Annotated in this window: 23 protein-coding genes; 15 read left to right on the top strand and 8 right to left on the bottom strand. The window is 65.1% G+C overall.

What is annotated here, in order from left to right; translation table 11 throughout:
- The first annotated feature begins 23 nt into the window (after positions 1-23).
- A complete protein-coding gene (gene radC / locus L6D89_RS07635; RefSeq protein ID WP_236199257.1) occupies positions 24-698 on the top strand; it encodes a RadC family protein in 675 nt (224 codons plus the stop codon).
- On the opposite strand, the gene L6D89_RS07630 is transcribed toward radC, so the two are convergent.
- On the bottom strand, positions 693-2,264 hold the full coding sequence (locus L6D89_RS07630; protein ID WP_236199256.1) for an ABC transporter substrate-binding protein: 1,572 nt from the start codon (positions 2,262-2,264) through the stop codon (positions 693-695). The genes radC and L6D89_RS07630 overlap by 6 nt on opposite strands.
- A gap of 364 nt (positions 2,265-2,628) precedes the next feature.
- Between L6D89_RS07630 and rpmB the strand changes: the two genes are divergently transcribed.
- On the top strand, positions 2,629-2,865 hold the full coding sequence (gene rpmB, locus L6D89_RS07625) for a 50S ribosomal protein L28 (RefSeq protein ID WP_009614118.1): 237 nt from the start codon (positions 2,629-2,631) through the stop codon (positions 2,863-2,865).
- A gap of 12 nt (positions 2,866-2,877) precedes the next feature.
- Positions 2,878-3,033: a 50S ribosomal protein L33 gene (rpmG, locus tag L6D89_RS07620; RefSeq protein ID WP_017520721.1), complete on the top strand. Its 156-nt coding sequence runs from the start codon at positions 2,878-2,880 to the stop codon at positions 3,031-3,033.
- 127 nt (positions 3,034-3,160) lie between these two features.
- On the opposite strand, the gene L6D89_RS07615 is transcribed toward rpmG, so the two are convergent.
- Positions 3,161-3,523, bottom strand: a complete 363-nt coding sequence (locus L6D89_RS07615) for a cupin domain-containing protein (RefSeq protein WP_024762072.1) — start codon at positions 3,521-3,523, stop codon at positions 3,161-3,163.
- A gap of 303 nt (positions 3,524-3,826) precedes the next feature.
- On the opposite strand from L6D89_RS07615, the gene L6D89_RS07610 reads away from it, so the two are divergent.
- Together L6D89_RS07610 and L6D89_RS07605 are read left to right on the top strand one after the other, a co-directional pair.
- On the top strand, positions 3,827-5,320 hold the full coding sequence (locus L6D89_RS07610; RefSeq protein ID WP_236199255.1) for an aldehyde dehydrogenase: 1,494 nt from the start codon (positions 3,827-3,829) through the stop codon (positions 5,318-5,320).
- Between the two features lie 157 nt (positions 5,321-5,477).
- On the top strand, positions 5,478-6,647 hold the full coding sequence (locus L6D89_RS07605) for an MFS transporter (RefSeq protein WP_236199254.1): 1,170 nt from the start codon (positions 5,478-5,480) through the stop codon (positions 6,645-6,647).
- Here the strand turns inward: L6D89_RS07605 and L6D89_RS07600 are convergent.
- From L6D89_RS07600 to dadR, 3 genes are all read right to left on the bottom strand, one after another.
- Complete coding sequence (locus tag L6D89_RS07600; RefSeq protein ID WP_236199253.1) at positions 6,644-8,194, bottom strand: phospholipase D family protein; 1,551 nt, start codon at positions 8,192-8,194, stop codon at positions 6,644-6,646. The two genes, L6D89_RS07605 and L6D89_RS07600, sit on opposite strands and share 4 nt — an antisense overlap.
- A 68-nt stretch (positions 8,195-8,262) precedes the next feature.
- Positions 8,263-9,582 carry an NAD(P)/FAD-dependent oxidoreductase gene (locus L6D89_RS07595; RefSeq protein WP_236199252.1) on the bottom strand — a complete coding sequence of 440 codons (1,320 nt, stop codon included), beginning with the start codon at positions 9,580-9,582 and terminating at the stop codon, positions 8,263-8,265.
- Between the two features lie 138 nt (positions 9,583-9,720).
- Complete coding sequence (gene dadR, locus L6D89_RS07590; RefSeq protein ID WP_015479539.1) at positions 9,721-10,209, bottom strand: transcriptional regulator DadR; 489 nt, start codon at positions 10,207-10,209, stop codon at positions 9,721-9,723.
- A 171-nt stretch (positions 10,210-10,380) separates the two neighbouring features.
- Between dadR and L6D89_RS07585 the strand changes: the two genes are divergently transcribed.
- From L6D89_RS07585 to L6D89_RS07545, 9 genes are all read left to right on the top strand, one after another.
- On the top strand, positions 10,381-12,945 hold the full coding sequence (locus tag L6D89_RS07585) for an intermembrane phospholipid transport YdbH family protein (RefSeq protein WP_236199251.1): 2,565 nt from the start codon (positions 10,381-10,383) through the stop codon (positions 12,943-12,945).
- Positions 12,946-12,962: 17 nt separating this feature from the next.
- Positions 12,963-13,154, top strand: coding sequence for a YnbE family lipoprotein (locus tag L6D89_RS07580; protein ID WP_236174274.1), 192 nt, complete (start codon positions 12,963-12,965; stop codon positions 13,152-13,154).
- Between the two features lie 14 nt (positions 13,155-13,168).
- Positions 13,169-13,513, top strand: a complete 345-nt coding sequence (locus tag L6D89_RS07575; protein ID WP_024762076.1) for a YdbL family probable chaperone protein — start codon at positions 13,169-13,171, stop codon at positions 13,511-13,513.
- A gap of 361 nt (positions 13,514-13,874) precedes the next feature.
- Positions 13,875-15,170, top strand: a complete 1,296-nt coding sequence (dadA, locus tag L6D89_RS07570; RefSeq protein ID WP_236174275.1) for a D-amino acid dehydrogenase — start codon at positions 13,875-13,877, stop codon at positions 15,168-15,170.
- A complete protein-coding gene (locus L6D89_RS07565; RefSeq protein WP_236199250.1) occupies positions 15,145-15,498 on the top strand; it encodes a RidA family protein in 354 nt (117 codons plus the stop codon). Before dadA ends, L6D89_RS07565 begins: the two co-directional genes overlap by 26 nt.
- A gap of 81 nt (positions 15,499-15,579) precedes the next feature.
- Positions 15,580-16,659, top strand: a complete 1,080-nt coding sequence (alr, locus tag L6D89_RS07560; RefSeq protein WP_236174277.1) for an alanine racemase — start codon at positions 15,580-15,582, stop codon at positions 16,657-16,659.
- A 303-nt stretch (positions 16,660-16,962) separates the two neighbouring features.
- Complete coding sequence (locus L6D89_RS07555; RefSeq protein ID WP_037009703.1) at positions 16,963-17,511, top strand: cupin domain-containing protein; 549 nt, start codon at positions 16,963-16,965, stop codon at positions 17,509-17,511.
- A gap of 172 nt (positions 17,512-17,683) precedes the next feature.
- Positions 17,684-18,112: a c-type cytochrome gene (locus tag L6D89_RS07550; RefSeq protein ID WP_054910073.1), complete on the top strand. Its 429-nt coding sequence runs from the start codon at positions 17,684-17,686 to the stop codon at positions 18,110-18,112.
- A 199-nt stretch (positions 18,113-18,311) separates the two neighbouring features.
- A complete protein-coding gene (locus L6D89_RS07545; RefSeq protein ID WP_236199291.1) occupies positions 18,312-20,153 on the top strand; it encodes an acetyl-CoA hydrolase/transferase C-terminal domain-containing protein in 1,842 nt (613 codons plus the stop codon).
- 143 nt (positions 20,154-20,296) lie between these two features.
- On the opposite strand, the gene L6D89_RS07540 is transcribed toward L6D89_RS07545, so the two are convergent.
- Together L6D89_RS07540 and rep are read right to left on the bottom strand one after the other, a co-directional pair.
- Positions 20,297-20,872: a xanthine phosphoribosyltransferase gene (locus L6D89_RS07540; RefSeq protein WP_236174278.1), complete on the bottom strand. Its 576-nt coding sequence runs from the start codon at positions 20,870-20,872 to the stop codon at positions 20,297-20,299.
- 227 nt (positions 20,873-21,099) lie between these two features.
- Entirely contained in the window at positions 21,100-23,109 is a 2,010-nt protein-coding gene (rep, locus tag L6D89_RS07535; RefSeq protein ID WP_236174279.1) for a DNA helicase Rep, read from the bottom strand.
- 293 nt (positions 23,110-23,402) lie between these two features.
- On the opposite strand from rep, the gene L6D89_RS07530 reads away from it, so the two are divergent.
- Positions 23,403-25,079: a putative bifunctional diguanylate cyclase/phosphodiesterase gene (locus L6D89_RS07530; protein WP_236174280.1), complete on the top strand. Its 1,677-nt coding sequence runs from the start codon at positions 23,403-23,405 to the stop codon at positions 25,077-25,079.
- Here L6D89_RS07530 and L6D89_RS07525 read toward each other — a convergent pair.
- Positions 25,072-26,457: a NorM family multidrug efflux MATE transporter gene (locus tag L6D89_RS07525; RefSeq protein ID WP_236199249.1), complete on the bottom strand. Its 1,386-nt coding sequence runs from the start codon at positions 26,455-26,457 to the stop codon at positions 25,072-25,074. The genes L6D89_RS07530 and L6D89_RS07525 overlap by 8 nt on opposite strands.
- Positions 26,458-26,487: the final 30 nt, after the last annotated feature.

Genomic DNA, 26,487 nt, shown 5'->3' with positions numbered 1-26,487 from the left:
GGGTGGCCTGACTGGGAGGTCCCTTGAGTATTCGTGACTGGCCTGCGGCAGAGCGTCCGCGGGAGAAGCTCCTCGAGCGAGGCGCGGCGAGCCTGAGCGACGCCGAATTGCTCGCCATTTTCCTGCGCACCGGCGTGGCCGGCTGCAGTGCTGTCGACCTGGCACGCCGCCTGCTCAGCGAGTTCGGCAGCCTGCGCGCCTTGCTGGAGGCCGACCTGGAATCGTTCTGCAGCCACCTGGGGCTGGGCGTCGCCAAGTTCGTGCAGTTGCAGGCCGTGCTGGAAATCGCCCGGCGCCACCTCGCCGAACAGCTCAGTCGCGACTCGGCGCTGGAGAGCCCGCAGGCCGTGCGTGATTTCCTCAAGGCGCGGCTGCGTCACGAACTCCACGAGGTGTTTGCCTGCCTGTTCATGGATAACCGCCACCGGGTGCTGGCCTTCGAGGTGCTGTTCCACGGCTCCATCGACAGTGCCAGCGTCTACCCGCGGCAGATCGTCAAGCGCGCCCTGGCGCACAACGCCGCCGCGCTGATCCTGGCGCACAACCATCCTTCCGGCGTCTGCGAGCCCAGCCAGTCCGACCACTTGCTGACCCGGCGTATCGTCGAGGCGCTGGCGCTGATCGACGTGCGCGTGCTGGATCACTTCATCGTCGGTGACGGCGAGCCGCAGTCAATGGCCGAGCTTGGCATGCTATAGCTGGACCTTCGAGAAATCCTGGCGACCGAACGGACTCACTACGTAGCCCTTCACGTTCTGGCGGGTGAGCGCCGAGGCTGTCGGGTGTGCCAGCGGCAGCCACAGCGCCTGGTCGTGGATGATCTGCTGGGCTTGGTGGTACAGCGCGCTGCGCTTGGCCTGGTCGGCGATCGCCTTGCCCTGGCTGATCAGGCCGTCGAGCTTCTCGTCGCAATAACGGGAGAAGTTGAGGCCGGACTTCACGCTGGCGCAGGAGAATTGCGGGGTGAGGAAGTTGTCCGGATCGCCGTTGTCGCCGGCCCAGCCCATGAACAGCAGGTCATGCTCGCCGGCCTTGGCACGGCGGATCAGCTCGCCCCATTCGATCACGCGAATCTCGGCCTGGATGCCGATCTGCGCCAGGTCCGCCTGTAGCAATTGCGCGCCGGTGCTCGGGTTGGGGTTGAGCAGGCTCCCGGAGGGACGGGTCCAGATGGTGGTCTTGAAACCGTCCTTGTGCCCGGCTTCGGCCAGCAGCGCACGGGCCTTGTCCAGGTCGCGCGGATAGCCGGGGATGTCCTTGGCGTAGCTCCAGGTATTGGGCGGATAGATGCCGTCGGCGGCGGTGGCGCTGCCGGCGAACACGCTCTTCAGGTAGCTGGCCTTGTCGAAGGCGAGGTTGATCGCCTGGCGCACCTTGGAGTTGTCCAGCGGTGGATGCTGGCTGTTGATGCCGACGAAGGCGGTCATGAAGGCCGGGGTCTGCTCGACCTTGAGGTCGGCGCTCTTGGTCGCGGCCTCGACGTCCAAGGGCTTGGGCGACAGGGCGATCTGGCATTCGCCGCGCTTGAGCTTCTGCAAGCGCACGCTGGCATCCGGGGTGATGGCGAACACCAGGTTATCCACCGCCGGCTTGCCGCCAAAGTACTCGGCGTTGGCGCTGTAGCGCACCACGGCGTCCTTCTGGAAGCGCTTGAAGATGAAGGGGCCGGTGCCGATTGGCTGGGCGTTGAGCTTCTCCGGGGTGCCGGCCTGCATCAGCTGGTCGGCGTACTCGGCGGAATAAATGGAGGCGAAGCCCATGCTGAGCATTGCCAGGAAGGTGGCGTCCGGGTGGTTGAGGGTGAAACGCACATGGCGCTCATCGACCCTCTCCACGGCCTTGACCAGGCTCGGCAGCTGCATCGACTGGGCGTGGGGGAAGCCGCTTTGCGCCACCTTGTGCCAGGGCTGGGTGGCGTCGAGCATGCGCTGGAAACTGAACACCACGTCGCCGGCGCTCAGCGTGCGGCTCGGCTTGAAGTAGTCGGTGTGGTGGAAGGCTACGCCGTCGCGCAGCTGGAAGTCGTAAGTCAGGCCATCGTCGGACACTTTCCAGCTTTCGGCCAGGCTCGGTACCACCGCGCCGCTGGCGGCGTCGAAGTCCACCAGGCGGTTCATCAGCACATCGGCCGAGGCGTTGGTGGTGGTTAGCGAGTTGTACTGGACCACGTCGAAACCTTCGGGGCTGGCTTCGGTGCACACGCTCAGCGAGGCGGCACTGGCGAGGGCAGGAGAAAGAAGGAGGGCGAGAAGGGCGAGACGCATGACGGACTCCGTGTAAGCTGGCAAGATGCCCATCCGCGTGGTTGGGCGGGTCATGCAAGGCTGTTGGCAGCCTCGAAGGAGCTACCCTAGACCAAGCCGCAGCCCGTCACAACGACGACAAGCGACGAACGGCACCGGCGCCGCGCCCCACGGGGGCTGGCGCCGGCTTTTCCGAGTCATGCTTTCCCTTGCAGCTGGAAGTGACTTTCTGATATAAAGCTGCGCTCTTTTCTGGGGCCCTGCCTGATCCCGCGACTCGATCAAGGCGAAGCGGCAGTTAAGACCCCGGTGAAACTGAGAATCCTATTGAGTTAAGCAGCCAACCCATGCCGGGTTTGGCATGTGGTTTACAGAGGGCTGAGCCATGTCGAGAGTTTGCCAAGTGACCGGTAAGGGTCCGGTTACCGGGAACAACATTTCCCACGCACACAACAAAACCCGCCGCCGTTTCCTGCCGAACCTGCAGCACCACCGTTTCTGGGTTGAATCCGAGAAGCGCTTCGTGCGTCTGCGCGTTTCCGCCAAAGGCATGCGTATCATCGACAAGCGTGGTATCGAGGCCGTTCTGAACGACCTGCGCGCCCGCGGCGAAAAATTCTAAGGAGCTGCAGTCATGCGCGAACTGATCCGTTTGGTGTCCAGCGCCGGTACCGGCCACTTCTACACCACCGACAAGAACAAGCGTACCAAGCCTGAGAAAATCGAGATCAAGAAATACGATCCGGTTGTTCGCAAGCACGTGATCTACAAGGAAGCCAAGATCAAGTAATTGATCTTCGCCCTTGTGAAGAAACCCGCCCTTCGTGGCGGGTTTTTTCTTGCCTGTGATTTTCCTTTGCGAGGATCGCAGACGAAAAAAAGCCCGCCGATCGGCGGGCTTTTTCATGTTCGGTGGATCAGGCCTTCTGCTCGAAGATCACGTAGACCTTGCGGCACGGCTCCAGTACTTCCCAGGTGCCGCTGAAGCCGGCCGGGATGACGAAGCGGTCGCCGACGCGCACGGTCTTGGCGCCGCCATTGGCGTCACGGATCACCGACACGCCCTGGAGGATCTCGCAGTACTCGTGCTCGGTGTAGCTGACGTTCCAGTGGCCCGGCTCGCCTTCCCAGATGCCCACGTTGAACTGGCCGCAGTCGCTGGCGTAGTGGTTGCGCACGTTCTGCGCCGGGTCGCCCTTGATGATGCGGTCCGGGGCGGGGCGGTAGTGTTCGGGGGCGGTGGTGGCCTGGGCGAAATCGACGATCTGCTCGACGTTCATGGCGGTCTCGGTTCTTTAGAGTTGTTGGCGAGAGTGCGTGCGGGCACGCGCAGCGCTGTTGGATATTTACTCCGAAGCGGCTGTCGGAAAACCATCAGCCGACGAATCTGGGCAGTCTATGTTTAATAAAACGAACGTGACAAGGCCATTTGGCCGCTTAGTGTAAAAAATATTGAAAATTGGCTGCCTCCGGTTTAGGGTTGCCAACAGCATGCGTTTGCTCCGCCTTGCGGAATATTTGACAGCGCGCCCACGCCGGGCGCCTGCACCTGAATAAGTACATTAATAAGAGGACACGTTGTCATGGGTACCCTCACTCGCGCCGATTGGGAAGCTCGCGCCAAGGACCTGAAGATCGAAGGCCGCGCCTTCGTCAACGGTGAATACGTCGACGCCGCATCCGGCGCCACCTTCGATTGCATCAGCCCTGTGGATGGCCGCTTCCTGGCCAAGGTCGCCAGCTGCGACCTGGCCGATGCCGAAAGTGCCGTGCAGGTCGCCCGTGCTGCCTTCGATTCCGGCGTGTGGTCGCGCCTGGCCCCGGCCAAGCGCAAGAAGGTCATGATCCGCTTCTCCGAGCTGCTGCTGGAGAACGCCGAGGAGCTGGCTCTGCTGGAAACCCTCGACATGGGCAAGCCGATCAGCGACTCGCTGAGCATCGACGTGTCCAGCGCCGCCAACAGCCTGCGCTGGAGCGGTGAAGCGATCGACAAGATCTACGACGAAGTCGCCGCCACCGCCCACAACGAACTGGGCCTGGTCACCCGCGAGCCGGTCGGCGTCGTCGCCGCCATCGTGCCGTGGAACTTCCCGCTGCTGATGACCTGCTGGAAGCTCGGCCCGGCGCTGACCACCGGTAACTCGGTGATCCTCAAGCCTTCCGAGAAGTCCCCGCTGACCGGCATCCGCATCGCCCAGCTGGCCAACGAGGCCGGTATCCCGAAAGGCGTGTTCAACGTCCTGCCGGGCTTCGGCCACACCGTGGGCAAGGCCCTGGCCCTGCACATGGACGTCGACACCCTGGTGTTCACCGGTTCGACCAAGATCGCCAAACAGCTGATGATCTACGCGGGCGAATCCAACATGAAGCGCGTCTGGCTGGAAGCCGGCGGCAAGAGCCCGAACATCGTCTTCGCTGACGCGCCGGACCTGAAAGCCGCCGCCGAAGCCGCGGCCAGCGCCATCGCCTTCAACCAGGGCGAAGTCTGCACCGCCGGCTCGCGCCTGCTGGTGGAAAAGTCGATCAAGGCCGAGTTCGTGCCGATGGTCGTCGAAGCCATCAAGGCCTGGAAACCGGGCAACCCGCTGGACCCGGAAACCAACGTCGGTGCGCTGGTCGACACCACCCAGATGAACAACGTGCTGAGCTACATCCAGGCTGGCCACGACGACGGCGCCAAGCTGGTGGCCGGCGGCAAGCGCACCCTGGAAGAGACCGGTGGCACCTACGTCGAGCCGACCATCTTCGACGGCGTGACCAACGCCATGCGCATCGCCCGTGAAGAGATCTTCGGCCCGGTGCTGTCGGTCATCGAGTTCACCGATGCCGAAGAAGCCGTGCGCATCGCCAACGACACTCCGTACGGCCTGGCCGCGGCGGTATGGACCAGCGACCTGTCCAAGGCCCACCTGACCGCCAAGGCGCTGCGCGCCGGCAGCGTGTGGGTGAACCAGTACGACGGCGGCGACATGACCGCTCCGTTCGGTGGCTTCAAGCAGTCCGGCAACGGCCGCGACAAGTCGCTGCACGCCTTTGATAAATACACCGAGCTGAAAGCCACCTGGATCAAACTCTGATCCTCGGCTGAAGCAGGTCGGCCCCGATCCTGGGGCCGGTTCTGACAAAGAGCCACACCCGCGGCCGGGTTTCCCTCAGGGAAGCCCGGCCGCTGTGCATTGCGCATCGGGCACCCTCGCGCCCGGCGTGCGCTCCGGATGGAACGGGAGAAAGACAATGCGTTGGGGTCCTTATTTTGCTGTGTGTGCTGCCGTCATCAGCATCGGTCTGGCCCTGGGCCTGACCATGCCGCTGGTTTCTCTGCGTCTGGAGGGCTGGGGTTACGGCAACTTCGCCATCGGCGTCATGGCGTCCACGCCGGCGGTGGGTGTGCTGCTGGGCGCGATGATCGCCGGCCGCCTCGCCGCACGGGTCGGCACACCGCTGCTGATGCGCATCTGCCTGATTTCCGGGGCCTTCTCGGTGGGCCTGCTGGCGCTGCTGCAGAGCTATCCGGTCTGGCTGATCCTGCGCCTGCTGATCGGTGTGCAACTGACGGTGGTGTTCATCCTCGGGGAGAGCTGGATCAACCAGCTGGCCATCGAGAAATGGCGCGGCCGCCTGGTCGCCCTGTACGGCACCGGCTATGCGCTGAGCCAGCTGTCCGGCCCGGTGCTGCTGACCTTCATCGGTACCGCCGACGACCGTGGTTTCTGGTTCAGCGTCTGCCTGCTGGTAGGCGGCTCCCTGCTACTGCTCGGCCGCACTGGCGCGCCCAAGGTTGACCCGCACAGTGCCAACGGCCGCGGCTTGTTCGCCTTCTGCGGCCAACTGCCGGCGATTGCCTGGGCGGTGGTGCTGTTCGCCGGCTTCGAGGCGATGATCCTCACCCTGCTGCCGGTCTACGGTATCCAGCAGGGCTTCACTCAGGCGGTGGCGCTGGCGATGGTCAGCACGGTGGTGGTGGGCGATGCGCTGCTGCAACTGCCCATCGGCTGGTTGGCCGACCGCATCTCCCGGCAGACGCTGTTCAAGGGTTGCGGCATCGTGCTGTTCCTCAGCAGCCTGGGCATGCCGCTGCTGTTGCACCACAGCGCCATCTGGCCAGTGCTGGTGCTGTTCGGCGCCAGTGCGGGCGGGCTGTTCACCCTGTCGCTGATCCTGATCGGCGAGCGCTATCGCGACGACGCGCTGGTCCGCGCCAATGCGCATATCGCCCAGCTATGGGGGATCGGTTGCCTGATCGGTCCGCTGGCCACCGGCGCGGCCAGCCAGTGGATCAGTGGCCATGCGTTGCCGTTGGTGATGGCGCTGGGCGCCGCCGGCTTCGTGGTGCTGGTGTCGTACCGCGGCCTGCCGCCGGTGATGCAGACGACTGACGCCGAGCTGCAGCAGGAGCGCTCCTAGAGCATCTTCTCCAGTCCGATGGCGCCGGCGATCCACGCGTTGAGCCGGCGCCAGGCGTTGCCCGGCTCACGCTCCAGCGCCACCAGCTTGCCGCCGCGCTCTTCGATCCAGACCAGCCTGGGCGGGTCGCTGTTCGGCGCGATCTTCACCTGGTAGCTGACACTGGGCGACATGCTCGCCAACGCCAGGCGGCGCACCTGGTCGGCCAGTTCCGGGCTGTCGACGATGATGCCGACCTCGGTGTTCCACAGCACTGAGCGCGGGTCGAAGTTCAGCGAGCCGACGAACACCTTCTGCTGGTCGAACACTGCCGCCTTGCTGTGCAGGCTGGCGCTGCTCGACCCGCGTACCATCCACGGCGCGCCGGACAGGCGCTGGTCCGGGTCGGCGCGCAGTTCGTAGAGTTTCACCCCGTGCTCCAGCAGCTCGAGCCGGTACGGCGCGTAGCCGGCGTGCACGGCCGGCACGTCGGTGGCTTCCAGCGAGTTGGTCAGCAGGCGTACGCTGACGCCCTGATCCGCGCGCTGGGTCAGGTAGTCGACCCCGGCGCTGGTCGGTACGAAGTAGGCCGAGACCAGGATCAGCTCCTTCGAAACTGCGTCGAACAACGGCTGCAGCTGGGTGCTGAGCAGTTGCTCGCCCTGCGGGTCGCCCTGGTCCAGCACCTTGAGCGGCGTATCCCAGACGGCCTTGCCTGGTGCCCAGACCAGGTCGTCCAGCCAGTTCTGCAGATGCGGGCGGTCGCTGTTGCGATTCAGCCGGGCGATATAGCTGGAGCTCTTCACCCGCTCCTTCGCCAGGTAGCGGTCCAGCTTGCGGCGCATGCTGTTGAGCTCGTCGAGGTCCGGCTCGCCCCACAGGTAGTCCTCGATGGGCCGGCTGATGCGGCTGTTCCAGTACTGGTCGAAACTCTGCCCCAGCGACTGCGCCACCGGGCCCACGCCCATCAGGTCAAGGTCGCTGAAGTTCATCTCGGCCTTGGCATCGAAGTACTCGTCGCCCAGGTTGCGGCCGCCGACGATAGCCACGCTGTTGTCCGCCAGCAGCAGTTTGTTGTGCATCCGCCGGTGCTGCTCGGAAAGGTTGAACAGGCGCCCCAGGTTGCGCGTGATGCCGGTGCTGCGGCCCAGGTGCAGCGGATTGAACAGGCGCACCTGGATATTCGGGTGGGCGGCGAGGGCGCCCAGTTCGTAGTCCCAGCCATCGCTGCTGGTGTCGTCGATCAGGATGCGCACGCGCACGCCGCGATCCGCCGCGTGCAGCAGCTCGCGGATCAGCGCGCGGGTGGTGAGGCCGTCGTGGACGATGTAGTACTGGACGTCGAGGCTGCGCTGGGCCTTGCGGATCAGCTCGGCGCGGGCGAGGAAGGCGTCGACGCTGGAGGCCAGCAGGTGGAAGCCGGACTGGCCGGGGTGGGCGGTGGCGCGCTCGCTGATCTCATTGTCCAGCCGCGTGCCCTGCACCGGCAGCACGTGCGACGGCTCCGGTGGCGCGCTGGCGCAGCCACCCAGGGCCAGCAGGATCAGCAGGAACAGGCGTGGAAACAAAGGGACTCTCCGACAAGCCCGCCGGTGACGGGCTGCGGAAGATTCTAGCCGCTGGATCGCGGTGGCGGTCAGCCGCCGAGGGTTTCCTTGAAGCGGTACCAGGCCATGCCCAGGGCCAGCAGTGGCGAGCGCAGCAGCTTGCCGCCGGGGAAGGTGATGTGCGGCACCTTGGCGAACAGCTCGAAGCCGCTGCCCTGCTGGCCCGTGATGGCTTCGGCGAGCAGCTTGCCGGCCAGGTGCGTGGCGTTCACGCCGTGCCCGGCGTAGGCCTGGGCGAAGTAGACGTTGTTCTGCCCGGGCAGGCGGCCGATTTGCGGCAGACGGTTGGCGCCGATACCGATCATGCCGCCCCATTGGTAGTCGATGCGCAGGTTTTCCAGGTGCGGGAACACCTTGAGCATCTTCGGTCGCATGTAGGCAGCGATATCCGCCGGGTCGCGGCCGGAATAATGGCAGGCGCCGCCGAACAGCAGGCGGTTGTCGGCGGAAAGGCGGTAATAGTCCAGCGCCACGCGCTGGTCGCACACCGCCATGTTCTGCGGCAGCAGGGCGCGGGCCTGCTCGGCGGACAGCGGCTCGGTGGCGATCACGTAGCTGCCGGCGGGCAGCACCTTGCCGTCGAGGTAGTTATTCAGGCTGTTCTGGTAAGCGTTGCAGGCGATCACCAGGGACTTGGCGCGTACGCTGCCCTGGGCGGTACGCACGCGCACTTCGCTGCCGTAGTCGATGCCGGTGACGGCGGAGTTCTCGAACAGCTTCACGCCCAGGCTCTGCGCCGCGGCGGCTTCACCGAGGGCGAGGTTGAGTGGGTGCAGTTGGCCCGAACCCATGTCCACCATGCCGCCGACGTAAAGGTCGGAGCCGACGATCGAGCGCATGTCCTCTTTCGCGACCATACGCAGTTCGTGGCGGTAGCCGAGGCTTTTCAGTTCGTCGAAGTCTTCCTGGAAGCCCTCGACGTCGGAAGGCTTGTTGGCCAGGTCGCAATAGCCCCAGGTGAGGTCGCAGTCGATGGCGTACTGCTCGACGCGGCGGCGGACGATCTCCACCGCCTCCAGGCCCATCAGCTTCATGGCGTGGACACCGTCCGTACCGATCACCGGTTCAAACTGCTCCAGGCCATGGCCGACACCGCGGATCAACTGGCCGCCATTGCGACCGCTGGCGCCCCAGCCGATCTGGTGGGCTTCCAGCAGGATCACCGAGAGCCCGCGCTCGGCCAGTTCAATGGCCGTGTTCAGCCCGGAAAAGCCGCCGCCAATGATGCACACGTCGGCCCGTTCCTCACCGGCCAGGGGCGGTACTTCGAGGCGGCGATTGACGCTCGCGGCGTAGTAGGACGGGGCGTGGCGATCGGTGTGCACCGGCTGGTGAACGCGGGCGTTCATGTGCGATATCCTGATTTTTGTGTTGTTAAAATTTTACGCAGGATAAACGCCGACTTCCCGCCCAGCCAATAGCCTTGGCCGCAAAAAGCGCCGGGAAGTCGTAAATAAATCTGCTCAGCTTGCTGCGAACGGCAGGAATCAGTCCGGGATGGGCAGGGTGAGGCTTTCCTTCACCTCTTCCATCACGATGTAGCTCTTGGATTCGCGCACATGGGGCAGCTTGAGCAGGATGTCGCCCAGCAGCTTGCGGTAGGAGGCCATCTCCGAGATGCGCGCCTTCACCAGGTAGTCGAAGTGGCCGGACACCAGGTGGCATTCCAGCACGTGGGGCAGCTTGAGCACCGAGCGGCGGAAGTCCTCGAAGGTATCGCCGGACTTGTAGTCCAGGCTGATCTCGACGAACACCAGCAGGCTGGCCTTGAGGTACTGTGGGTTCAGCCGGGCGTTGTAGCCCATGATGATTCCCTCGCGCTCCAGTCGCCGCACGCGCTCGGTGCATGGCGTGGTGGAAAGGCCGACGCGCTCGCCCAGTTCGGTGAAGGAGATGCGGCCTTCCTCCTGCAGGATGCGCAGGATGTTGCGGTCGATCTTGTCCAGTTCGCGGCGGCTTTGGTGCTGGGTTCGCATGGGAGGGACTCTGAAGTCGAGCGGTGAGCTTTGGGGGAATGTCGGCAATATAGTCGGTTGTGCAGGGAATATCACTGGCATCCCTTGAACTTCCCGTGGCGGACGGCCAGCCTGTAGGCCAGTGTTCCGCCTTTCCCGGCTGGATTCACCTGTTTTTTCCGGAGTTTTCGCATGTCGCTTCCTCGCCTGCGCACCGTCTTCCTGCTGCTGTTGCTGCTCCTGGCATTGGCGGTCGGCGCGGCGTGGCTGGCGGTACCGCGCCTGCTGGCGGGTGCCGGGGTGAGCGTCGAGCAGTGGCAGGGGCTGGGTGTCACCGGGCAGGGGCTGACGGTGGGACGGATCGCCGTTCAACGGCAGACGCCGGATGGCTCGCGTTTGGCGATCCAGCTGGAGGACCTGCGCGTCGGCTGGCCGGAGCACGCCGATGGCCGCTGGCGGCTGAAGGAGCTGGCCGCTGCCAGCATCGACGCGCGCCAGTGGCCGGGGAAGGGCATGGCGGAAGCCGACGCCGCGCTGCCGGACCTTGCGCAACTCAACCGCTGGCTGGCGCTACTGCCGGGGCGACTGTCGCTGCAGCGCGTCTCCCTCGAACTGCCCTGCGCCCGCGAACAGCGGTGCACCCTCAACGGCAGTGCGCACTGGCAGCAGGTCCAGGGTGGCGCCGCGGCGCTGGGCGGTGAGCTTCGCCAGGGTGGCCAGCAACTGGCGTTCAACGGCCTGCTGCAACCGGGCGATGGGCAATGGCGCCTGCAACTGAACAGCTATCTCGACAACGAACAACTGCTCACCCTGGACTCCAGCTGGGCGCCAGGCAGCCGCCAGCTCAGTGGCAGCATCGCCAGCCCGGCGGTGCCTCCGGTACAGGCCGTGCGCAACTGGCTGGGCATGTGGTTGCCGACGCCGAACCTGCCGCTGCCGATCCCCGAAGCCGGTCGCCTGCGCCTGAGCTGGGATACACGGCTCGCCGGCGATGCCGCCTGGCCGGATTGGCCCGGTCTGCGCGATGGGCACGGCAATCTCGATCTTTCCCTGCAGCTACCGCAACCCTGGCCGTTGCCGGGCCTGGGCAATCTGCAGGGAGACCTGCGGTTGATCGCCAGCACCACGGATGCCGGTTGGCGGCCTTCGGTAGTCAGCGGCGACCTGCGTTTGTCCGACCTCTACGGCGACTGGCTGCAGGTCCTGCCTGTCGGCCTGCGGCCGGCGCGCCTGACGTTGCATCTGGAACCCGGCGTGGACGATGAAGCCGGCAGCGTTCGCGCCGAATTGCACGCGGTGGGCGCGGCCGATCTGCGCCTGCGCTCCCGCGTGGCACTGCTGGAGGCAACCCCGCTGGCGCTGCAACTGATGGAATCGCGTCTGGAAGGCAAGGTCCCGCATCTGGAACTGGCCGGCCTGCGCGGCGACAACAGTCGTCTCGACCTGAGCTTCGAGGGCCGCGTCGACCAGCAGTCCGCCCACTTTGCCTTTGCCGATGGTGCGCAACTCCAGGTAACGACCCTGACCGCTCCGCAGTCGCTCAAGGCGAGCAAGCTCAGCGCCGTTCTCGGCAAAGGCACGCTCGACCTCGGCTATGCCACCGACACGCCATTTACCCTGCAACTCGATGCGCCGCTGAAACTGGCCGTGGGCGAACTCCGCCAGCCCCACGTCAAAGCGCTTTCCTGGAATGCCCTGGGGACGCTGGCGGCGCGCCTCGACAGCCAGCAGTTCAAGGGCCGCCTGCTGAACAGCGGCGGACTGAACGCCGAAGTCGATCTGAACAACTCGGCCAGGCAGGGAGTTGCCCTGGCTGCGCGCCAGCCGGAGTTCTTCCTGCGCAGCGGCAATCCGCTGGAAAAATCCCTCGGCGACTGGCCGGCCCTGCTCAGCCTGAACAACGGCAAGGCCAGCTTCGACCTGAACTGGCGACTGCCCCCGGGCAGCGCGCCGCAGAGCCTCGACCTGAACCTGCGTGGGCAAGGTCTGGAGGGCGTGTACGACCGCAGTGAGGTCCACGGCCTCGACTTGCAGGCGAAGTTCGCCCTCAATGGCTCGCAGATGGAGCTACAACTGCCACAGGTGAAAGTCGCCTCGCTCAACCCCGGCGTAATGCTGGGGCCGCTGTCTCTGCAGGGCAACTACAAGGGCTCGCTGGACGCGCCGCTGGCCGGGCGGGTCGCCTGGCAGCAGGCGGAGCTGGGGCTGTTCAACGGCCGCGCCTGGCTGCCGGGCGGTGCCATGGACCTTTCCGCTCGCGGGCCAGGTCTGACCTTGAAGCTGGAGGGGCTGGCGCTGGAGGCGATCCTGGCGGCCTATCCGGCGGAAGGGCTGTCCGGCAACGGCCTCATCGACGGCAACCTGCCGCTGGCGCTGCACGACGGCAAGCTGGTTATCCAGGGCGGGGAGGTTGCCGCGCGGCAGCCGGGCGTCCTGCAGTTCCGCTCGGAGAAGATCCGCTCGCTGGGCCAGAGCAACCCGGCCATGCAACTGGTGGCGACCGCCATCGACGACTTCCGTTACGACAAGCTCAGCAGCCGCGTGGATTATGATGAATCCGGCAAGCTGCTCCTCGCCCTGAGCCTGAGCGGGCGCAATCCCGCACTGGAGCAGGGCCGGCCGATCAACCTCAACGTCAACCTGGAGGAGAGCGTGCCCAAACTGCTCACCAGCCTGCAACTGAGCGACCGGGTCAGCGACACCATTCGCCAGCGCGTGCAGGAACGCCTGCGCAACGACCCGGCCGCTGCGCCATGACCGCAAGGAGACCCCCGATGCGCCTTCGCGCCGCTTTACCCTTCCTGCTCCTGGCAGGCGTCGTCCAGGGCTGCACGCCCACCGTGCAACTGGCCGCGCCCAAGGAGCCGATCAACATCAACCTCAACGTGAAGATCGAGCACGAGATCTATATCAAGGTCGACAAGGCGCTCGACGGCATCATCAACGAGAACAGCGGCCTGTTCTGAGAAGGAGTCTTTGCATGAGATTGCACCGCAAACTGGGCGTCGCGCTGGTCGCCCTCTGCCTGAGCCTGCCGGTCATGGCCATGAGCCTGGAGCAGGCAATGTCCGCCCTGGGCGGCGCCAAATCCCAGGGGCTGGTCGGTGAACAGACCGACGGCTACCTGGGCGTCGTGAAGAATGGCGGTGACGCCGCCGATATCGCCGCGCAGATCAACGCTGCGCGCCGCGCCGAGTACCAGAAGGTTGCCGGCCAGAGCGGCGCCAAGCTGGCTGATGTGGAAGCGCTGGCTGGCAAGAAGGCCATCGAGCGTACGCCCTCGGGGCAGTACGTGCAGGTCAACGGCCAATGGGTGCGCAAGTAAGCGCGCCAAGGGGAATTCCCTGCTCGCCGCCGCTTCTGGCGGCGAGTTCGGTGGCTGGCCGCGGAAGCAGGTAATTCCCGTCGGGGAATGGTCCGGCGCGAGAAGTTCTGGCCAATCCCATTTCGTTCGCTATTTCCTCTGGATCTGGTGAAATTTTCACCAGATCCTCGACCATTCGGTCTCGGGTGAAAACGCTGTATTCCTGGTGGATGTCCCTCCGTGAAAGCGACTTTTGCCAGGAATTTTCGTCAAATACCGTATCGCAATCAGTGAATATCGCTGAGCCTGACTTCCTATACTGCGCGCATCTACGTTCAGAATAAGAAACGTCCGCGCCCCTGGCGCGACGTAGGAGGCAAAGATGCGCGTTCTGGTGCTTGGCAGCGGTGTGATCGGTACCGCCAGTGCTTACTATCTCGCCCGTGCCGGCTTCGAAGTGGTCGTCGTCGACCGCCAGCCCGGCCCGGCCCTGGAAACCAGCTTCGCCAACGCCGGCCAGGTGTCGCCTGGTTACGCCTCGCCCTGGGCTGCCCCGGGCATCCCCCTGAAAGCCATGAAGTGGCTGCTGCAGACCCACGCGCCGCTGGCCATCAAGCTGACCGGCGACCCCAGCCAGTACAGCTGGATGTGGCAGATGCTGCGCAACTGCAACGCCAAGAGCTACGCGGTGAACAAGGAGCGCATGGTGCGCCTGTCCGAGTACAGCCGCGACTGCCTCGACGAGCTGCGCGCCGAGACTGGCATCACCTACGAAGGCCGCTCCCTGGGCACCACCCAGCTGTTCCGCACCCAGGCTCAGCTGGATTCCGCCGCCAAGGACATCGCCGTCCTGGAAAGCACCGGTGTTCCTTATGAAGTGCTGGACCGCGCCGGCATTGCCCGCGTCGAGCCGGCCCTGGCCAAGGTGGCGGACAAGCTGGTGGGCGCCCTGCGCCTGCCCAACGACCAGACCGGCGACTGCCAGATGTTCACCACCAAGCTGGCCGAGATGGCCAAGGCCCTGGGCGTGGAGTTCCGCTTCGGCCAGGACATCCAGCGCCTGGACTTCGCCGGCGACCGCATCAACGGTGTCTGGGTCGATGGCCAACTGGTCACCGCCGACCGCTACGTGCTGGCGCTGGGCAGCTACTCGCCGCAGATGCTCAAACCGCTGGGCATCGACGCTCCGGTCTACCCGCTCAAGGGCTACTCGCTGACCGTGCCGATCACCAATCCGGACATGGCGCCGACCTCGACCATCCTTGACGAGACCTACAAGGTCGCGATTACCCGCTTCGACCAGCGCATCCGCGTGGGTGGCATGGCAGAAATCGCCGGCTTCGACCTGTCGCTGAACCCGCGTCGCCGCGCCACCCTGGAAATGATCACCACCGACCTCTACCCGGAAGGCGGCGATGTCAGCCAGGCAGAGTTCTGGACCGGCCTGCGCCCGGCCACCCCGGACGGCACCCCGATCGTTGGCGCCACCCGCTACCGCAACCTGTTCCTCAACACCGGCCACGGCACCCTGGGCTGGACCATGGCGTGCGGCTCGGGCCGCTACCTCGCCGACCTGATGGCCAAGAAGCGCCCGCAGATCAGCACCGAAGGCCTGGATATCTCCCGCTACAGCTCTACCTCGGAGGCCCAGAATGGCCATCCAGCGCCTGCACACTAACCAGCGGATGAGCCAGGTCGTCGTCCACAACGGCACGGTGTACCTTGCCGGCCAGGTGGCGGGCGACCTCAGCGCCGGCGTCGAGCAGCAGACCCGCGAAGTCCTCGCCAGCGTCGAGCGCCTGCTCGACGAGGCGGGCACCGACAAATCGCGTGTGCTCTCGGCAACCATCTACCTGAAGGACGTCGCCGCCGACTTCGCCGGCATGAACGGCGTCTGGGACCAGTGGGTCCCGCAGGGCTGCGCCCCGGCGCGCGCCACCGTCCAGGCGGCGCTGTGCTACCCGGAGATCCTCGTCGAGATTTCCATCGTCGCCGCACTGCCCTGATCGTTTTTGCGTGGCCCGGCCGGAGCGCCGGGTTTTTTTCGTCTGCTGATTGCGTTCCACCCACCATAAGAGAGCCTCGCCATGCGTCCCGCCCGTGCCCTGATCGACCTCGCCGCCCTGCGCCACAACTACCGCCTGGCCCGTGAAGTCACCGGCGCGCGAGCGCTGGCAGTGGTCAAGGCCGACGCCTACGGCCATGGCGCAGTGGTTTGCGCCAGGGCACTGGAAGGCGAGGCCGACGGTTTTGCCGTGGCGTGCATCGAGGAGGCGCTGGAGCTGCGCGAAGCCGGCATCCGTGCGCCAATCCTGCTGCTCGAAGGCTTCTTCGAAGCCAGCGAGCTGGAACTGATCGACGCCCATGACTTCTGGTGCGTGGTGCACTCGGCCTGGCAACTGGAAGCCATCGAGCGTGCTCGTCCGAGCAAACCGCTGACCGTCTGGCTGAAGATGGACTCGGGCATGCACCGCGTCGGCTTCTTCCCGCAGGACTATGCCGCCGCTCTGGCGCGCCTGAAGGCGCTGCCCCACGTGGCCAAGGTCGTGCTGATGAGCCACTTCTCCCGTGCCGATGAACTGGACTGCCCGCGCACCGAAGAGCAGGTTGCCGCTTTCCAGGCGGTGCGCGAAGCCGCAGGCCAGGGTCACGAGATCAGTTTGCGCAATTCTCCCGGCATCCTCGGCTGGTCCGAGGTGCCCAGCGACTGGGTGCGCCCCGGCATCATGCTCTACGGCGCCACTCCGTTCGAGCAGGCGCATCCACTGGCGGACCAACTGCGTCCGGTGATGACCCTTGAATCCCAGGTCATCAGCATCCGCGAACTGCCGGCCGGCGAGCCGGTGGGCTACGGCGCACGCTTCATTGCCGAGCGCCCGGTACGTGTCGGCGTGGTAGCCATGGGCTACGCCGATGGCTATCCGCGCCACGCGCCGGACGGCACGCCGGTGTTCATCGACGGCAAGCCCAGCCGCATCATCGGCCGCGTGTCCATGGACATGCTCACCGTGGACCTGACCGACCTGCCGCAGGCCGGCCTGGGCAGTCGCGTCGAGCTCTGGGGCCCGAACGTCCCCGCCAGCCAACTGGCTTCCCTGTGCGGCAGCATTCCCTACCAGCTGTTCTGCAACCTCAAGCGCGTCCCGCGGGTCTATAGCGGCGAGTGACGGATACCGCCCGTAAAGTTTGCGCAGGATCGTCGGGCGATCTGTTGTAAATACTGAACGGTGTTGCCATGATACGTGGCACTTGGAACCCGCTCGGCTCAAGCCGCTGCGGGTTCTGCCTTTCAGAGCCTGTTTTTGATCTCGCAAGCTGGAGCAGAACAAGGCGAAAGCGGTTGAGGCAGCGGAATTTACTTCAGTAGATGAGCATCCCGAAGACGCTTTCAACGCAGTGATGCCGACGCACAGCAGATCAAAGACAGGTTCTCGAGCCTGCCTGATACAAAAATAAGGAGGACCCCACCCTTGGACGTCGGTGCTCGTCTGCAAGCCATTCGTAAGCTCAAAGGTTTGTCCCAGCGCGAACTCGCCAAACGGGCGGGTGTGACCAACAGCACAATCTCGATGATCGAGAAGAACAGTGTGAGCCCCTCCATCAGCTCCCTGAAGAAAGTGCTCGGTGGTATTCCGATGTCTCTTGTGGAGTTCTTCTCCCTCGACCTTGAGCAGAGCAGCAACACCCCGGTGGTGTACAAGGCAGACGAACTCAGCGACCTGTCCAGCGGCTCGATCATCATGAAGCTGATCGGCAAGGACTACCCCAGTCGCGCCATCACCCTGCTCGACGAGACCTATCCGCCGGGTTCCGATACTGGCGACGACATGTATGCCCACGAAGGCGAAGAGACCGGCGTGCTGGTCGAGGGTCGCCTGGAGCTGACCGTTGGTGACGAGACCTTCGTTCTCGAATGTGGCGACAGCTACTATTTCGACAGCACCAAGCCGCACCGCTTCCGTAATCCGTTCGAAACCCCGGCACGACTGATCAGCGCGACCACACCGGCAAATTTTTGAACAGCCGGTAGGACCGGCCAGATCAGCTGCGACCTAATGCCGCAAAGCCCGGCAAGGTGGCGCAATTGTTTCGAGCTTCGGAGCTTTGCCGTTATACTTGCGCCCGCTCGCGCGGCCCGAGACTGTGACTGCACCGCGACCGGGCGTGATAAGCCACGATGAGGGTGAAAGGGTGAACCTGATTAGAAAAATCCTGGCAGCCCAAGCTGCCGTACTGGCCCTGTGGGCAGTGAGCGTTCAGGCCGCGACCAACGATGACGCCATTGCCAAGCGTCTCGAACCTGTCGGCAAAGTCTGCGTCCAGGGCAAGGAATGCGAAGGCGTTGGCGCCGTAGCAGCTGCCGGTGGTGGCGGTGCCCCGCGTTCGGGCGAAGAGATTGTCGGCAAGGTCTGCACCAATTGCCACGGTAGCGGCCTGCTGGGCGCGCCGAAAGTTGGCGACAAGGCCGAGTGGGGCAAGCGCGCGAAAGAGCAGGGCGGCCTCGACGGCCTGCTGGCCAAGGCTATCTCGGGTATCAACGCCATGCCGCCCAAAGGCACCTGCGCTGATTGCTCCGATGATGAGCTGAAAGCTGCGATTCACCACATGTCCGGCCTGTAACAGCCGACCTGTGCGAAAAAGCCGCCCAAGGGCGGCTTTTTCATGCCCGTGATTTGTCACCGTGTGAGTCGCGGGAGCAACTTTTGTGTAAAGCCGGTCCAAACTCCTGTCGTGGACAACGAACCAGGAGGGACGCCCGGTGCAATCCTGCTCGATCGAAACCGCTGTCGAAGAACTGCTGCAACGTCTGGAGGGGCATATCCGCCTCGGCCTGCCGCTGGGACTGGGCAAGCCCAACCAGCTGGCCAACGCGCTGTACCGGCACATTCGCGAGAATCCGCGTCGGCAACTGACGCTCTACACTGCGCTGTCCCTCGGCCGTCCGCAGGCCGCTGGCGAGCTGCAGCGGCGCTTCCTCGAACCCTTCGTCCAGCGCATTTACGGCGACTACCCCGAGCTGGACTACCTGCACGACCTGCGCAATGACGCGCTGCCGGAGAATATCCGCGTCGAGGAGTTCTACCTGCAGCCCGGCAGCCTGCTGGACAGTGCGCCCGCCCAGCAGAACTACATCAGTTGCAACTACAGCCATGTGGCGCGGGACATCAACGCCAAGGGCGTCAACGCCGTTGCCCAACTGGTGGCCCGTGATCCGGGCCGACCGGGCAAGCTGAGTCTGGCCTGCAACCCGGACATCACCCTCGACCTGCTGCCAATGCTGCAGCGCCGTCGCGCGGCGGGCGAAACCATCGTCACTATCGGCGTGGTCCACGACCAGTTGCCCTATATGCCCGGCGACGCCGAGGTGGACGAAGACTTCTTTGACCTGCTGGTGGACGCACCGGGCGACAGCAGCACGCTGTTCTCAACGCCCAACCTGCCCGTCGGTCTGCAGGACCACTGCATTGGCCTGCACGCCAGCGCCCTGGTGCGTGACGGCGGCACACTGCAGGTCGGCATCGGCTCCATGGGCGATGCCCTGACCTCGGCGCTACTGACCCGCCAGCGTGACAACGACGGTTATCGTGCGCTGCTCGACAGCCTCGACTCCACCGCCCGCCACGCCGGGCTGATCGAGCGCGACGGCGGACTGGGGGTGTTCCAGCTTGGGCTGTATGGCTGCAGTGAAATGTTCGTTCCCGGCCTGCTGGCGTTGGCCGAGGCGGGGGTGCTCAATCGCCGCGTTGCGGCGCGCCCCGGCGCCACGCCAACTGAACCGGGCGTGTGGCTGCACGGCGGCTTTTTCCTCGGGCCGCAGGCCTTCTACCAGCGCCTTCGCGAGATGCCGCACGAGGAGCGGGCCGGCATCGGCATGACCGGCATCGGCTTCGTCAACAACCTTTACCGCGACGAGGAACTCAAGCGCGCGCAGCGCCACGATGCGCGCTTCATCAACAGCGCCTTCACCGTGACCTTGCTGGGTGCCGGCGTGGCCGACCAACTGGAGGACGGCCGGGTGCTCAGCGGCGTCGGCGGGCAGTACAACTTCGTCGCCCAGGCCCATGAACTGGAAGGCGGGCGCTCCATCCTGATGCTGCGCAGCTGGCGCGAATCCGAGGGGGAGCTGAGTTCCAACATCGTCTGGAGCTATGGCCACACCACCATTCCCCGGCACCTGCGCGACATGGTGGTGACCGAGTACGGCGTCGCCGACCTGCGTGGCAAGAACGACGCCGAGGTGATCGCCGCGCTGCTGGCCATCGCTGATTCGCGCTTCCAGGAGCAACTGATCGGCCAGGCCCGGGATGCCGGCAAGCTGCCGAAGGACTTCGAACTGGACGCGCGTTACCGCAACAACACCCCGGAGCGCCTGCGCGAAGCGACCTATCCGCTACGCAAGCTGCTGCCGGAGTTCCCGCTGGGGTGCGATTTCACCGAGCATGAGCGTGACCTGCTGCGGGCACTGGGGTGGCTGAAGAGCAAGCTGAAGCTGAGCGAGATTCTCGAGCTGGGCAAGGCGACGCTGGATGCCCCGGAGCCGGAGGTCTATCCGGCGCATCTGGAGCGCATGGGGTTGGCGACGCCGGACGGCTTGCGCGAGGAGCTTTACCAGCGGCTGGTGCTGGCCGGCCTGAAAGCCAGCGCCGAGAGGAACCCGTAGGGCGCATAACGCGCCAGCGTTATCCGCCGCCTGGGAGTCGGCGGATAACCTGTTCCAGGTTATGCGCCCTACGCAAGGCCAGCTTTCAGGCATGAAAAAAGGCGGGCCCTGTCGGTGCCCGCCTTTTTCGTTATCGCGCTGGATCAGTCCTCGACGAACTCGACCTGGCCGTTGGCCAGGGACTTCACGCGGGCCAGGGATTCCACGCGGTAGCCCTCGCTTTCCAGCAGCGAGCGGCCTTCCTGGAAGGACTTCTCGATGACGATGCCCAGGCCGGCGATGCTCGCGCCCGCCTGCTGGATCAGGTCGATCAGCGCCTTGGCGGCGTGGCCATTGGCGAGGAAGTCGTCCACCACCAGCACGTGGTCGGCGGCGGTCAGGTGTTTGGCCGAGATGGCGATGGTGCTTTCGGTCTGCTTGGTGAAGGAGAAGACCTTGGAGATCAGCAGGTCGTTCTTCAGCGTCAGCGACTGGAACTTGCGGGCGAAGATCACCGGAATACCCAGCTCGAGGCCGGCCATGATCGCCGGAGCGATGCCGGAGGCTTCGATGGTGACGATCTTGGTGATGCCCTGGTTCTTGAAGCGTTCGGCAAACTCGTGGCCGATCTGCTTCATCAGCGCCGGGTCGATCTGGTGGTTGAGGAAGGCGTCTACCTTGAGGACCTGTTCGGAAAGAACGATGCCTTCGCTGCGAATTTTGTCTTTGAGAGTGTTCACGGGGGTGCTTCCGGAGCGGCTGTCGCTGATGAAGCGCGTAATTCTACAACGCCAGTGGCCATCTGCGCGACGTTCCGACCAATGCAATTGCTGATCGAATGGACAGTTTTTCGATGGGCGGGGAGCAGACCGCTGTCGTAGGAGCGGATTCATCCGCGATCCGGCCGACAGGCCGGTGCCCGCGGGATGACGATCGCGGACGGAGTCCGCTCCTACAGATGAGGCCCTCAGCGCTTGAGCATCGCCCGGATATCCGCCAGCGCCGAATTGCCCTTGGCCACCTTGACCTCCTGCGGCGCGTCCTCCTGGCCTTCCCAGACCAGGTCCTCGGGCGGCAGTTCATCGAGGAAGCGGCTGGGCGAGCAGTCGATGATCTCGCCGTACTGCTTGCGCTTGGCGGCGAAGGTCATGGCCAGGTTCTTCTTCGCCCGGGTGATGCCCACATAGGCCAGGCGCCGCTCTTCCTCGATGGTATCGGCCTCGATACTGGAGCGGTGCGGGAGGATTTCCTCTTCCACGCCGAGAATGAACACGTAGGGGAATTCCAGTCCTTTGGACGCATGCAGGGTCATCATCTGCACGCCGTCGGCGCCTTCTTCCTCTTCCTGCTGGCGCTCGAGCATGTCACGCAGCACCAGCTTGGCGATGGCCTGCTCGATGGTCATGTCGCCTTCTTCGTCGCGCTCCAGGGTGTTCTTCAGCGCTTCGATGAGGAACCAGACGTTGCCCATGCGGAAATCAGCGACCTTGTCGCTGGATGCGTTCTGCCGCAGCCAGTTCTCGTAGTCGATGTCCATCACCATGCTGCGCAGCGCGCCAATCGGGTCGCTGCCGGCACATTGCTCGCGGACCTTGTCGATGAAGCGCTTGAAGCGTTGCAGGCGCTCGATGTAGCGGGCGTCCAGGTGTTCGGACAGGCCAAGCTCCCCGGAGGCGTTGAACATCGAGCAACCGCGTTCGGTGGCGTAGTTGCCGAGCTTCTCCAGCGTGGTGGAGCCGATCTCGCGGCGTGGCACGTTGATCACCCGGAGGAAGGCGTTGTCATCGTCCGGGTTCACCAGCAGGCGGAAATAGGACATCAGGTCCTTCACCTCCTGGCGTCCGAAGAAGCTGGTGCCGCCTGACAGGTGATAGGGAATCTGGTGGTGCTGAAGTTTCAGCTCGATCAGCTTCGCCTGATAGTTGCCCCGGTAGAGGATGGCGAATTCGCTGTAGGGCCGCTGCGTCTTCAGGTGGATGGTGAGGATTTCCATGGCCACCCGCTCGGCCTCGGATTCCTCGTTGCGGCAGCGGATCACGCGGATCGGGTCGCCTTCGCCCATCTCGCTCCACAGCTGCTTTTCGAACACGTGGGGGTTGTTGGCGATGAGGATGTTGGCGCATTTGAGGATGCGGCTGGTGGAGCGGTAGTTCTGCTCCAGCATCACCACCTTCAGCGACGGGAAGTCGTCCTTCAGCTGCATCAGGTTTTCCGGGCGCGCGCCGCGCCAGGCGTAGATCGACTGGTCGTCGTCACCCACCACGGTGAAGTGTGCGCGCTGCTGCACCAGCATCTTCACCAGCAGGTACTGGCTGGCGTTGGTGTCCTGGTATTCGTCCACCAGCATGTAGCGCACACGGTTGCGCCACTTGTCGAGGATCTCCGGATGCTCCTGGAACAGCTTCACCGGCTGCAGGATGAGGTCGTCGAAGTCCACCGCGTTGTACGCCTTGAGCGTGCGCTGGTAGTGCAGGTAGACCATCGCGGCGGTCTGTTCCTTGGGGTTGCGCGCCTTTTCCAGCGCCTCCTCCGGGAGGATCAGGTCGTTCTTCCAGCCGCCGATGAGGTTCTTGATCTCGTCCAGACCGTCATCGCCGGAATACTCCTTCTGCATGATGTCGGTCATCAGCGCCTTCACATCGCTCTCGTCGAAGATCGAGAAGCCGGGCTTGTAGCCCAGCGCCGCGTGCTCCTTGCGGATGATGTTCAGGCCCAGGTTGTGGAAGGTCGAGACCGTCAGGCCCTTGCCCTCGCCCGGGCGCAGCAGGGTACTGACGCGCTCCTTCATCTCGCGGGCGGCCTTGTTGGTGAAGGTCACGGCGACGATGTACTGGGCGCGGATGCCACATTGCTGCACCAGGTAGGCGATCTTGCGGGTGATCACGCTGGTCTTGCCGGAGCCGGCGCCGGCCAGCACCAGGAGCGGGCCGCCGACGTAGTTCACGGCCTCTTGCTGCCGGGGATTGAGTCGGGACATGAAGGCGGGGGTCTGTAGTGAAGCGGGCGCGTATTCTATCAGGCCGTGCCAGGTGGCGGGGTGCCGCTCGGAATAGCGGCGATCTGTGACACGATCGTACTTATGTGTTTTGGATAAATCTGTACATGTATTAGGCTTGTGACAGCATTACTTGAAGAAAACTCTTAAGAGTTTCTCTGAAGTTTCGTCTACATCCGTGGGATGTCCGGATGGCGTCGCTTCAAAACCGGGAGAAATGGGCGCAGGGATGGTGCCTGGAGTTTCTCCCCTTTCTAGAGATACATGGGGGTCGCTTGGCAGCGTCGGTCGAACCAACGCGCCTGCTCCTGCTGGCGGAAGCGCCGCAGTGGGCCCAGCTACTGCGCGGGCATCTGGCCGCGTTGGGGACGGGCTATTCGCTGATCACGGCCCCTTCCTGGCAGGCTGCCAGCGCGCTATTCGACGAGAACCAGGTCGGTCTGGTACTCGCCACCCCCGGCAAATTGCCGTCTGCTCACCAGTGCCACCTGCCGCTGATCCTGCTGCTGGAGCGCGAGCCCGCGGAAGAGCCCGTCGGTGTCGCCGACTATCTGGTGGCTGAATCCCTCAGCGTTGAAGTCCTGCGCCGTACCCTGCGCTACGTGCGCGAGCGCACTTCGCTGCAGAACACCCTGCAGAGCCTGGCCGAACAGGACCCGCTGACCGGCATCGCCAACCGCCAGGGCTTCCAGACCCTGCTCGCCGCCCGCCTGAGCGAGAGCGAAGGGCGCGGCCTGGCGCTGGGCCACCTGGACCTGGACAACTTCCGCCACGTCAACGACGCCCTCGGCCACCAGGCCGGCGACCGCCTGATCCTTCAGGTAGTGGCGCGCCTGAAGGCGCACCTGGACAACGGCGACCACATCGCCCGCCTGGGCAGCGACGAGTTCGCCCTGCTGCTGGACACCCGCCGCGACCCGGAGCGCGTGGAGAAGATCGCCGAACTGATCGTCGAATCCCTGGGCGAGCCCTACTGGGTCGAAGGCGAAAGCCTGCTGCTGGGTTGCAGCCTGGGCATGGCCCACGCCCGCGCCGGCGAGGCCGCCGACCCGCTGCTGTGGCACGCGCACATTGCCATGCAGCAGGCCAAGTCGCGCCAGGGCTGCACCTTCCACGTCTTTGACGAACGCATCAACCGTGGCGCCCGCAGCCTCGCCGACCTGGAAAGCGAATTGCGCCGGGCGTTGCGTCGCGACGAACTGGAGTTGCATTACCAACCGCGCCTGGACCTGCGTACCGGGCAGATCGTCGGCCTCGAAGCCCTGGTGCGCTGGCGCCATCCCGAGCGCGGCCTGCTGACGCCGGGCGACTTCGTGCCGCTGGCCGAGGAAAGCGGGCTGATCGTGCCGCTGGGCTACTGGGTCATCTCCCGCGCCCTGCGTGACATGCAGTGGCTGCGCGGGCGCGGCCTGCCACCGCTGCACATGGCGGTGAACCTGTCGTTCCGCCAGTTCCAGGACAGCCAACTGCTGCCGACCCTGGAGCGGCTGATCCGCGAGCGCGGCGTCGACGCCCAGTGGCTGGAATTCGAACTCACCGAAACCGCCGTGATGCGCCGCAGCGATCAGGTCCTGCAGACCATGCAGGCCCTCGGTCGACTCGGCGTGCGCTTCTCGCTGGACGATTTCGGCACCGGCTTCTCATCCTTCGTGCACCTCAACAGCCTGCCGATCACCCTGCTGAAGATCGACAAGAGCTTCGTCGGCGGCATGCATGAACGCACGGAAAACCTGCAGCTGGTGCGGGCGATGATCAACCTGGCGCACAACCTGAACCTGGAAGTGGTCGCCGAAGGCGTCGAAACCGCCGCCCAACAGGACGAGCTGCGCCAGTTCGGCTGCGACCAGGTGCAGGGCTTCTGGATCAGCCGCCCGCTGCCATTGTCGGAGCTGGCGCGCTTCCTGGTGTTCGGCGCCAACCGCGCGCTGCGCCTGCAGGATTCGGTCAGCTAGCGACCAGCGCCGCTGCGCCTGTGCGCGGGCGCAGCAGGCGCGAGGTTTTCGCTTCGAACGCCAGCGTCAGGCCGATGGCCGCGCAGGCCAGCCCGGACGCCAAACCCCACCACACGCCACTCGGCCCCCAGCCCAGCGGAAAGGCCAGCAGCAGCGCCATCGGCACGCCCATCAGCCAGTAGCCAACCAGCCCGACGAGGAAGGTGGTGCGCGCGTCCTTCAGGCCGCGGATCGCGCCCATGGCGATGCACTGGGTGCCGTCGAACAGCTCGAACCAGGCGGCGATGGCCAGCAGGCTGACGGCCATTTGCACCACCTCGCGGTTGGCCGGGTCGTTGTGGTCGAGGAACAGGCCGATGACCAGCTCCGGCGCCAGCCAGAACAGCGCGGCGAAGGCGAACATGCAGGTCGCGCCGAAGCCGATCCCCAGTCGCCCGGCGCGACGCGCCTCGACCAGCCGACCGGCGCCATAGTGCTGGCCGATGCGGAAGGTCACCGCGTAGGAAAGCCCCATGGGCACCATGAAGGCCACGTACACCGACTGGATGGCGATCTGGTGCGCCGCCAGCGCGGTGCTGCCGAGCACGCCCATGCACAGCGTCGCCACGGTGAACATGCCCGACTCCACGGCGTAGGTTCCGCCGATGGAAATGCCCAGCCGCAGCGATTCGCCGATCACCTTGAAGTCCGGCTGCGACAATCCCTTCAGCAGCGGGTAGGGCGCATAGGCCCGGTGCCAGCGCAGGTACAGGGCGAAGATCACCGGCAGCGCATTCATCACCACCGCGGTGACCATGCCGATCCCCGCCAGCCCCAGGCGCGGCAGGCCGAACAGTCCCTCGATGAAGGCGTAATTGAGTGCGAAGTTGGCCAGCGCGCCGATCAGGCTGATGGCCATGACCGGGCCGGGCCGCTCGATGGCGCTGGTGAAGCCGCGCAGCACCATGAAGGCCATGTAGCCGGGCAGGGCGAAGACGATGCTGTGCAGAAAACTCATGGTGCCGGCGACCGTTTCCGGCGCTTGGCCGAAAGCGATCAGAACCGGCCCGAGGTTCCACAGCAGCAGGCCCGCCAGCAGCGCCAGCGCGCCACCGATCCACAGGCCGGCCTGGGTCGCTTCCACAACGCCGCGCGCGTCCCTGGCGCCATGCCGGATCGCCACCAGGTTGCCGGTGGCAGCCACCACGCCGACGCAGAAGGTCGAGACCAGCGCATAGGTGGACGCGCCCAGGCCGCCGGCAGCCAGCGCCTCGCGGCCGAGCTTGCCCATCATCACGGTGTCGGTGAACACCATGGCGACATAGGCCAGTTGGGCGGCAATCAGCGGGCCGGCCAGGCGCAGAATGGCGGCGAGTTCGTCACGGTACAGGCGTTTCATGAGTCAGGCTCAGCAAGCGGCAGCCGCCGC

This window comes from Pseudomonas pseudonitroreducens (genome assembly GCF_021603645.1).
Classification (GTDB): domain Bacteria; phylum Pseudomonadota; class Gammaproteobacteria; order Pseudomonadales; family Pseudomonadaceae; genus Pseudomonas; species Pseudomonas pseudonitroreducens.
This window is presented reverse-complemented; position numbering and strand designations above follow the sequence as displayed.

Coding starts and splice junctions, on each gene's coding strand:
- L6D89_RS07595 (WP_236199252.1), bottom strand. CDS start 9,582: ATGAACGCCCGCGTTCACCAGCCGGTGCACACCGATCGCCACGCCCCG.
- L6D89_RS07615 (WP_024762072.1), bottom strand. CDS start 3,523: ATGAACGTCGAGCAGATCGTCGATTTCGCCCAGGCCACCACCGCCCCC.
- L6D89_RS07585 (WP_236199251.1), top strand. CDS start 10,381: ATGTCGCTTCCTCGCCTGCGCACCGTCTTCCTGCTGCTGTTGCTGCTC.
- alr (WP_236174277.1), top strand. CDS start 15,580: ATGCGTCCCGCCCGTGCCCTGATCGACCTCGCCGCCCTGCGCCACAAC.
- dadR (WP_015479539.1), bottom strand. CDS start 10,209: ATGCGAACCCAGCACCAAAGCCGCCGCGAACTGGACAAGATCGACCGC.
- rpmG (WP_017520721.1), top strand. CDS start 2,878: ATGCGCGAACTGATCCGTTTGGTGTCCAGCGCCGGTACCGGCCACTTC.
- L6D89_RS07605 (WP_236199254.1), top strand. CDS start 5,478: ATGCGTTGGGGTCCTTATTTTGCTGTGTGTGCTGCCGTCATCAGCATC.
- rep (WP_236174279.1), bottom strand. CDS start 23,109: ATGTCCCGACTCAATCCCCGGCAGCAAGAGGCCGTGAACTACGTCGGC.
- L6D89_RS07525 (WP_236199249.1), bottom strand. CDS start 26,457: ATGAAACGCCTGTACCGTGACGAACTCGCCGCCATTCTGCGCCTGGCC.
- L6D89_RS07565 (WP_236199250.1), top strand. CDS start 15,145: ATGGCCATCCAGCGCCTGCACACTAACCAGCGGATGAGCCAGGTCGTC.
- dadA (WP_236174275.1), top strand. CDS start 13,875: ATGCGCGTTCTGGTGCTTGGCAGCGGTGTGATCGGTACCGCCAGTGCT.
- L6D89_RS07575 (WP_024762076.1), top strand. CDS start 13,169: ATGAGATTGCACCGCAAACTGGGCGTCGCGCTGGTCGCCCTCTGCCTG.
- L6D89_RS07630 (WP_236199256.1), bottom strand. CDS start 2,264: ATGCGTCTCGCCCTTCTCGCCCTCCTTCTTTCTCCTGCCCTCGCCAGT.
- L6D89_RS07610 (WP_236199255.1), top strand. CDS start 3,827: ATGGGTACCCTCACTCGCGCCGATTGGGAAGCTCGCGCCAAGGACCTG.
- L6D89_RS07580 (WP_236174274.1), top strand. CDS start 12,963: ATGCGCCTTCGCGCCGCTTTACCCTTCCTGCTCCTGGCAGGCGTCGTC.
- rpmB (WP_009614118.1), top strand. CDS start 2,629: ATGTCGAGAGTTTGCCAAGTGACCGGTAAGGGTCCGGTTACCGGGAAC.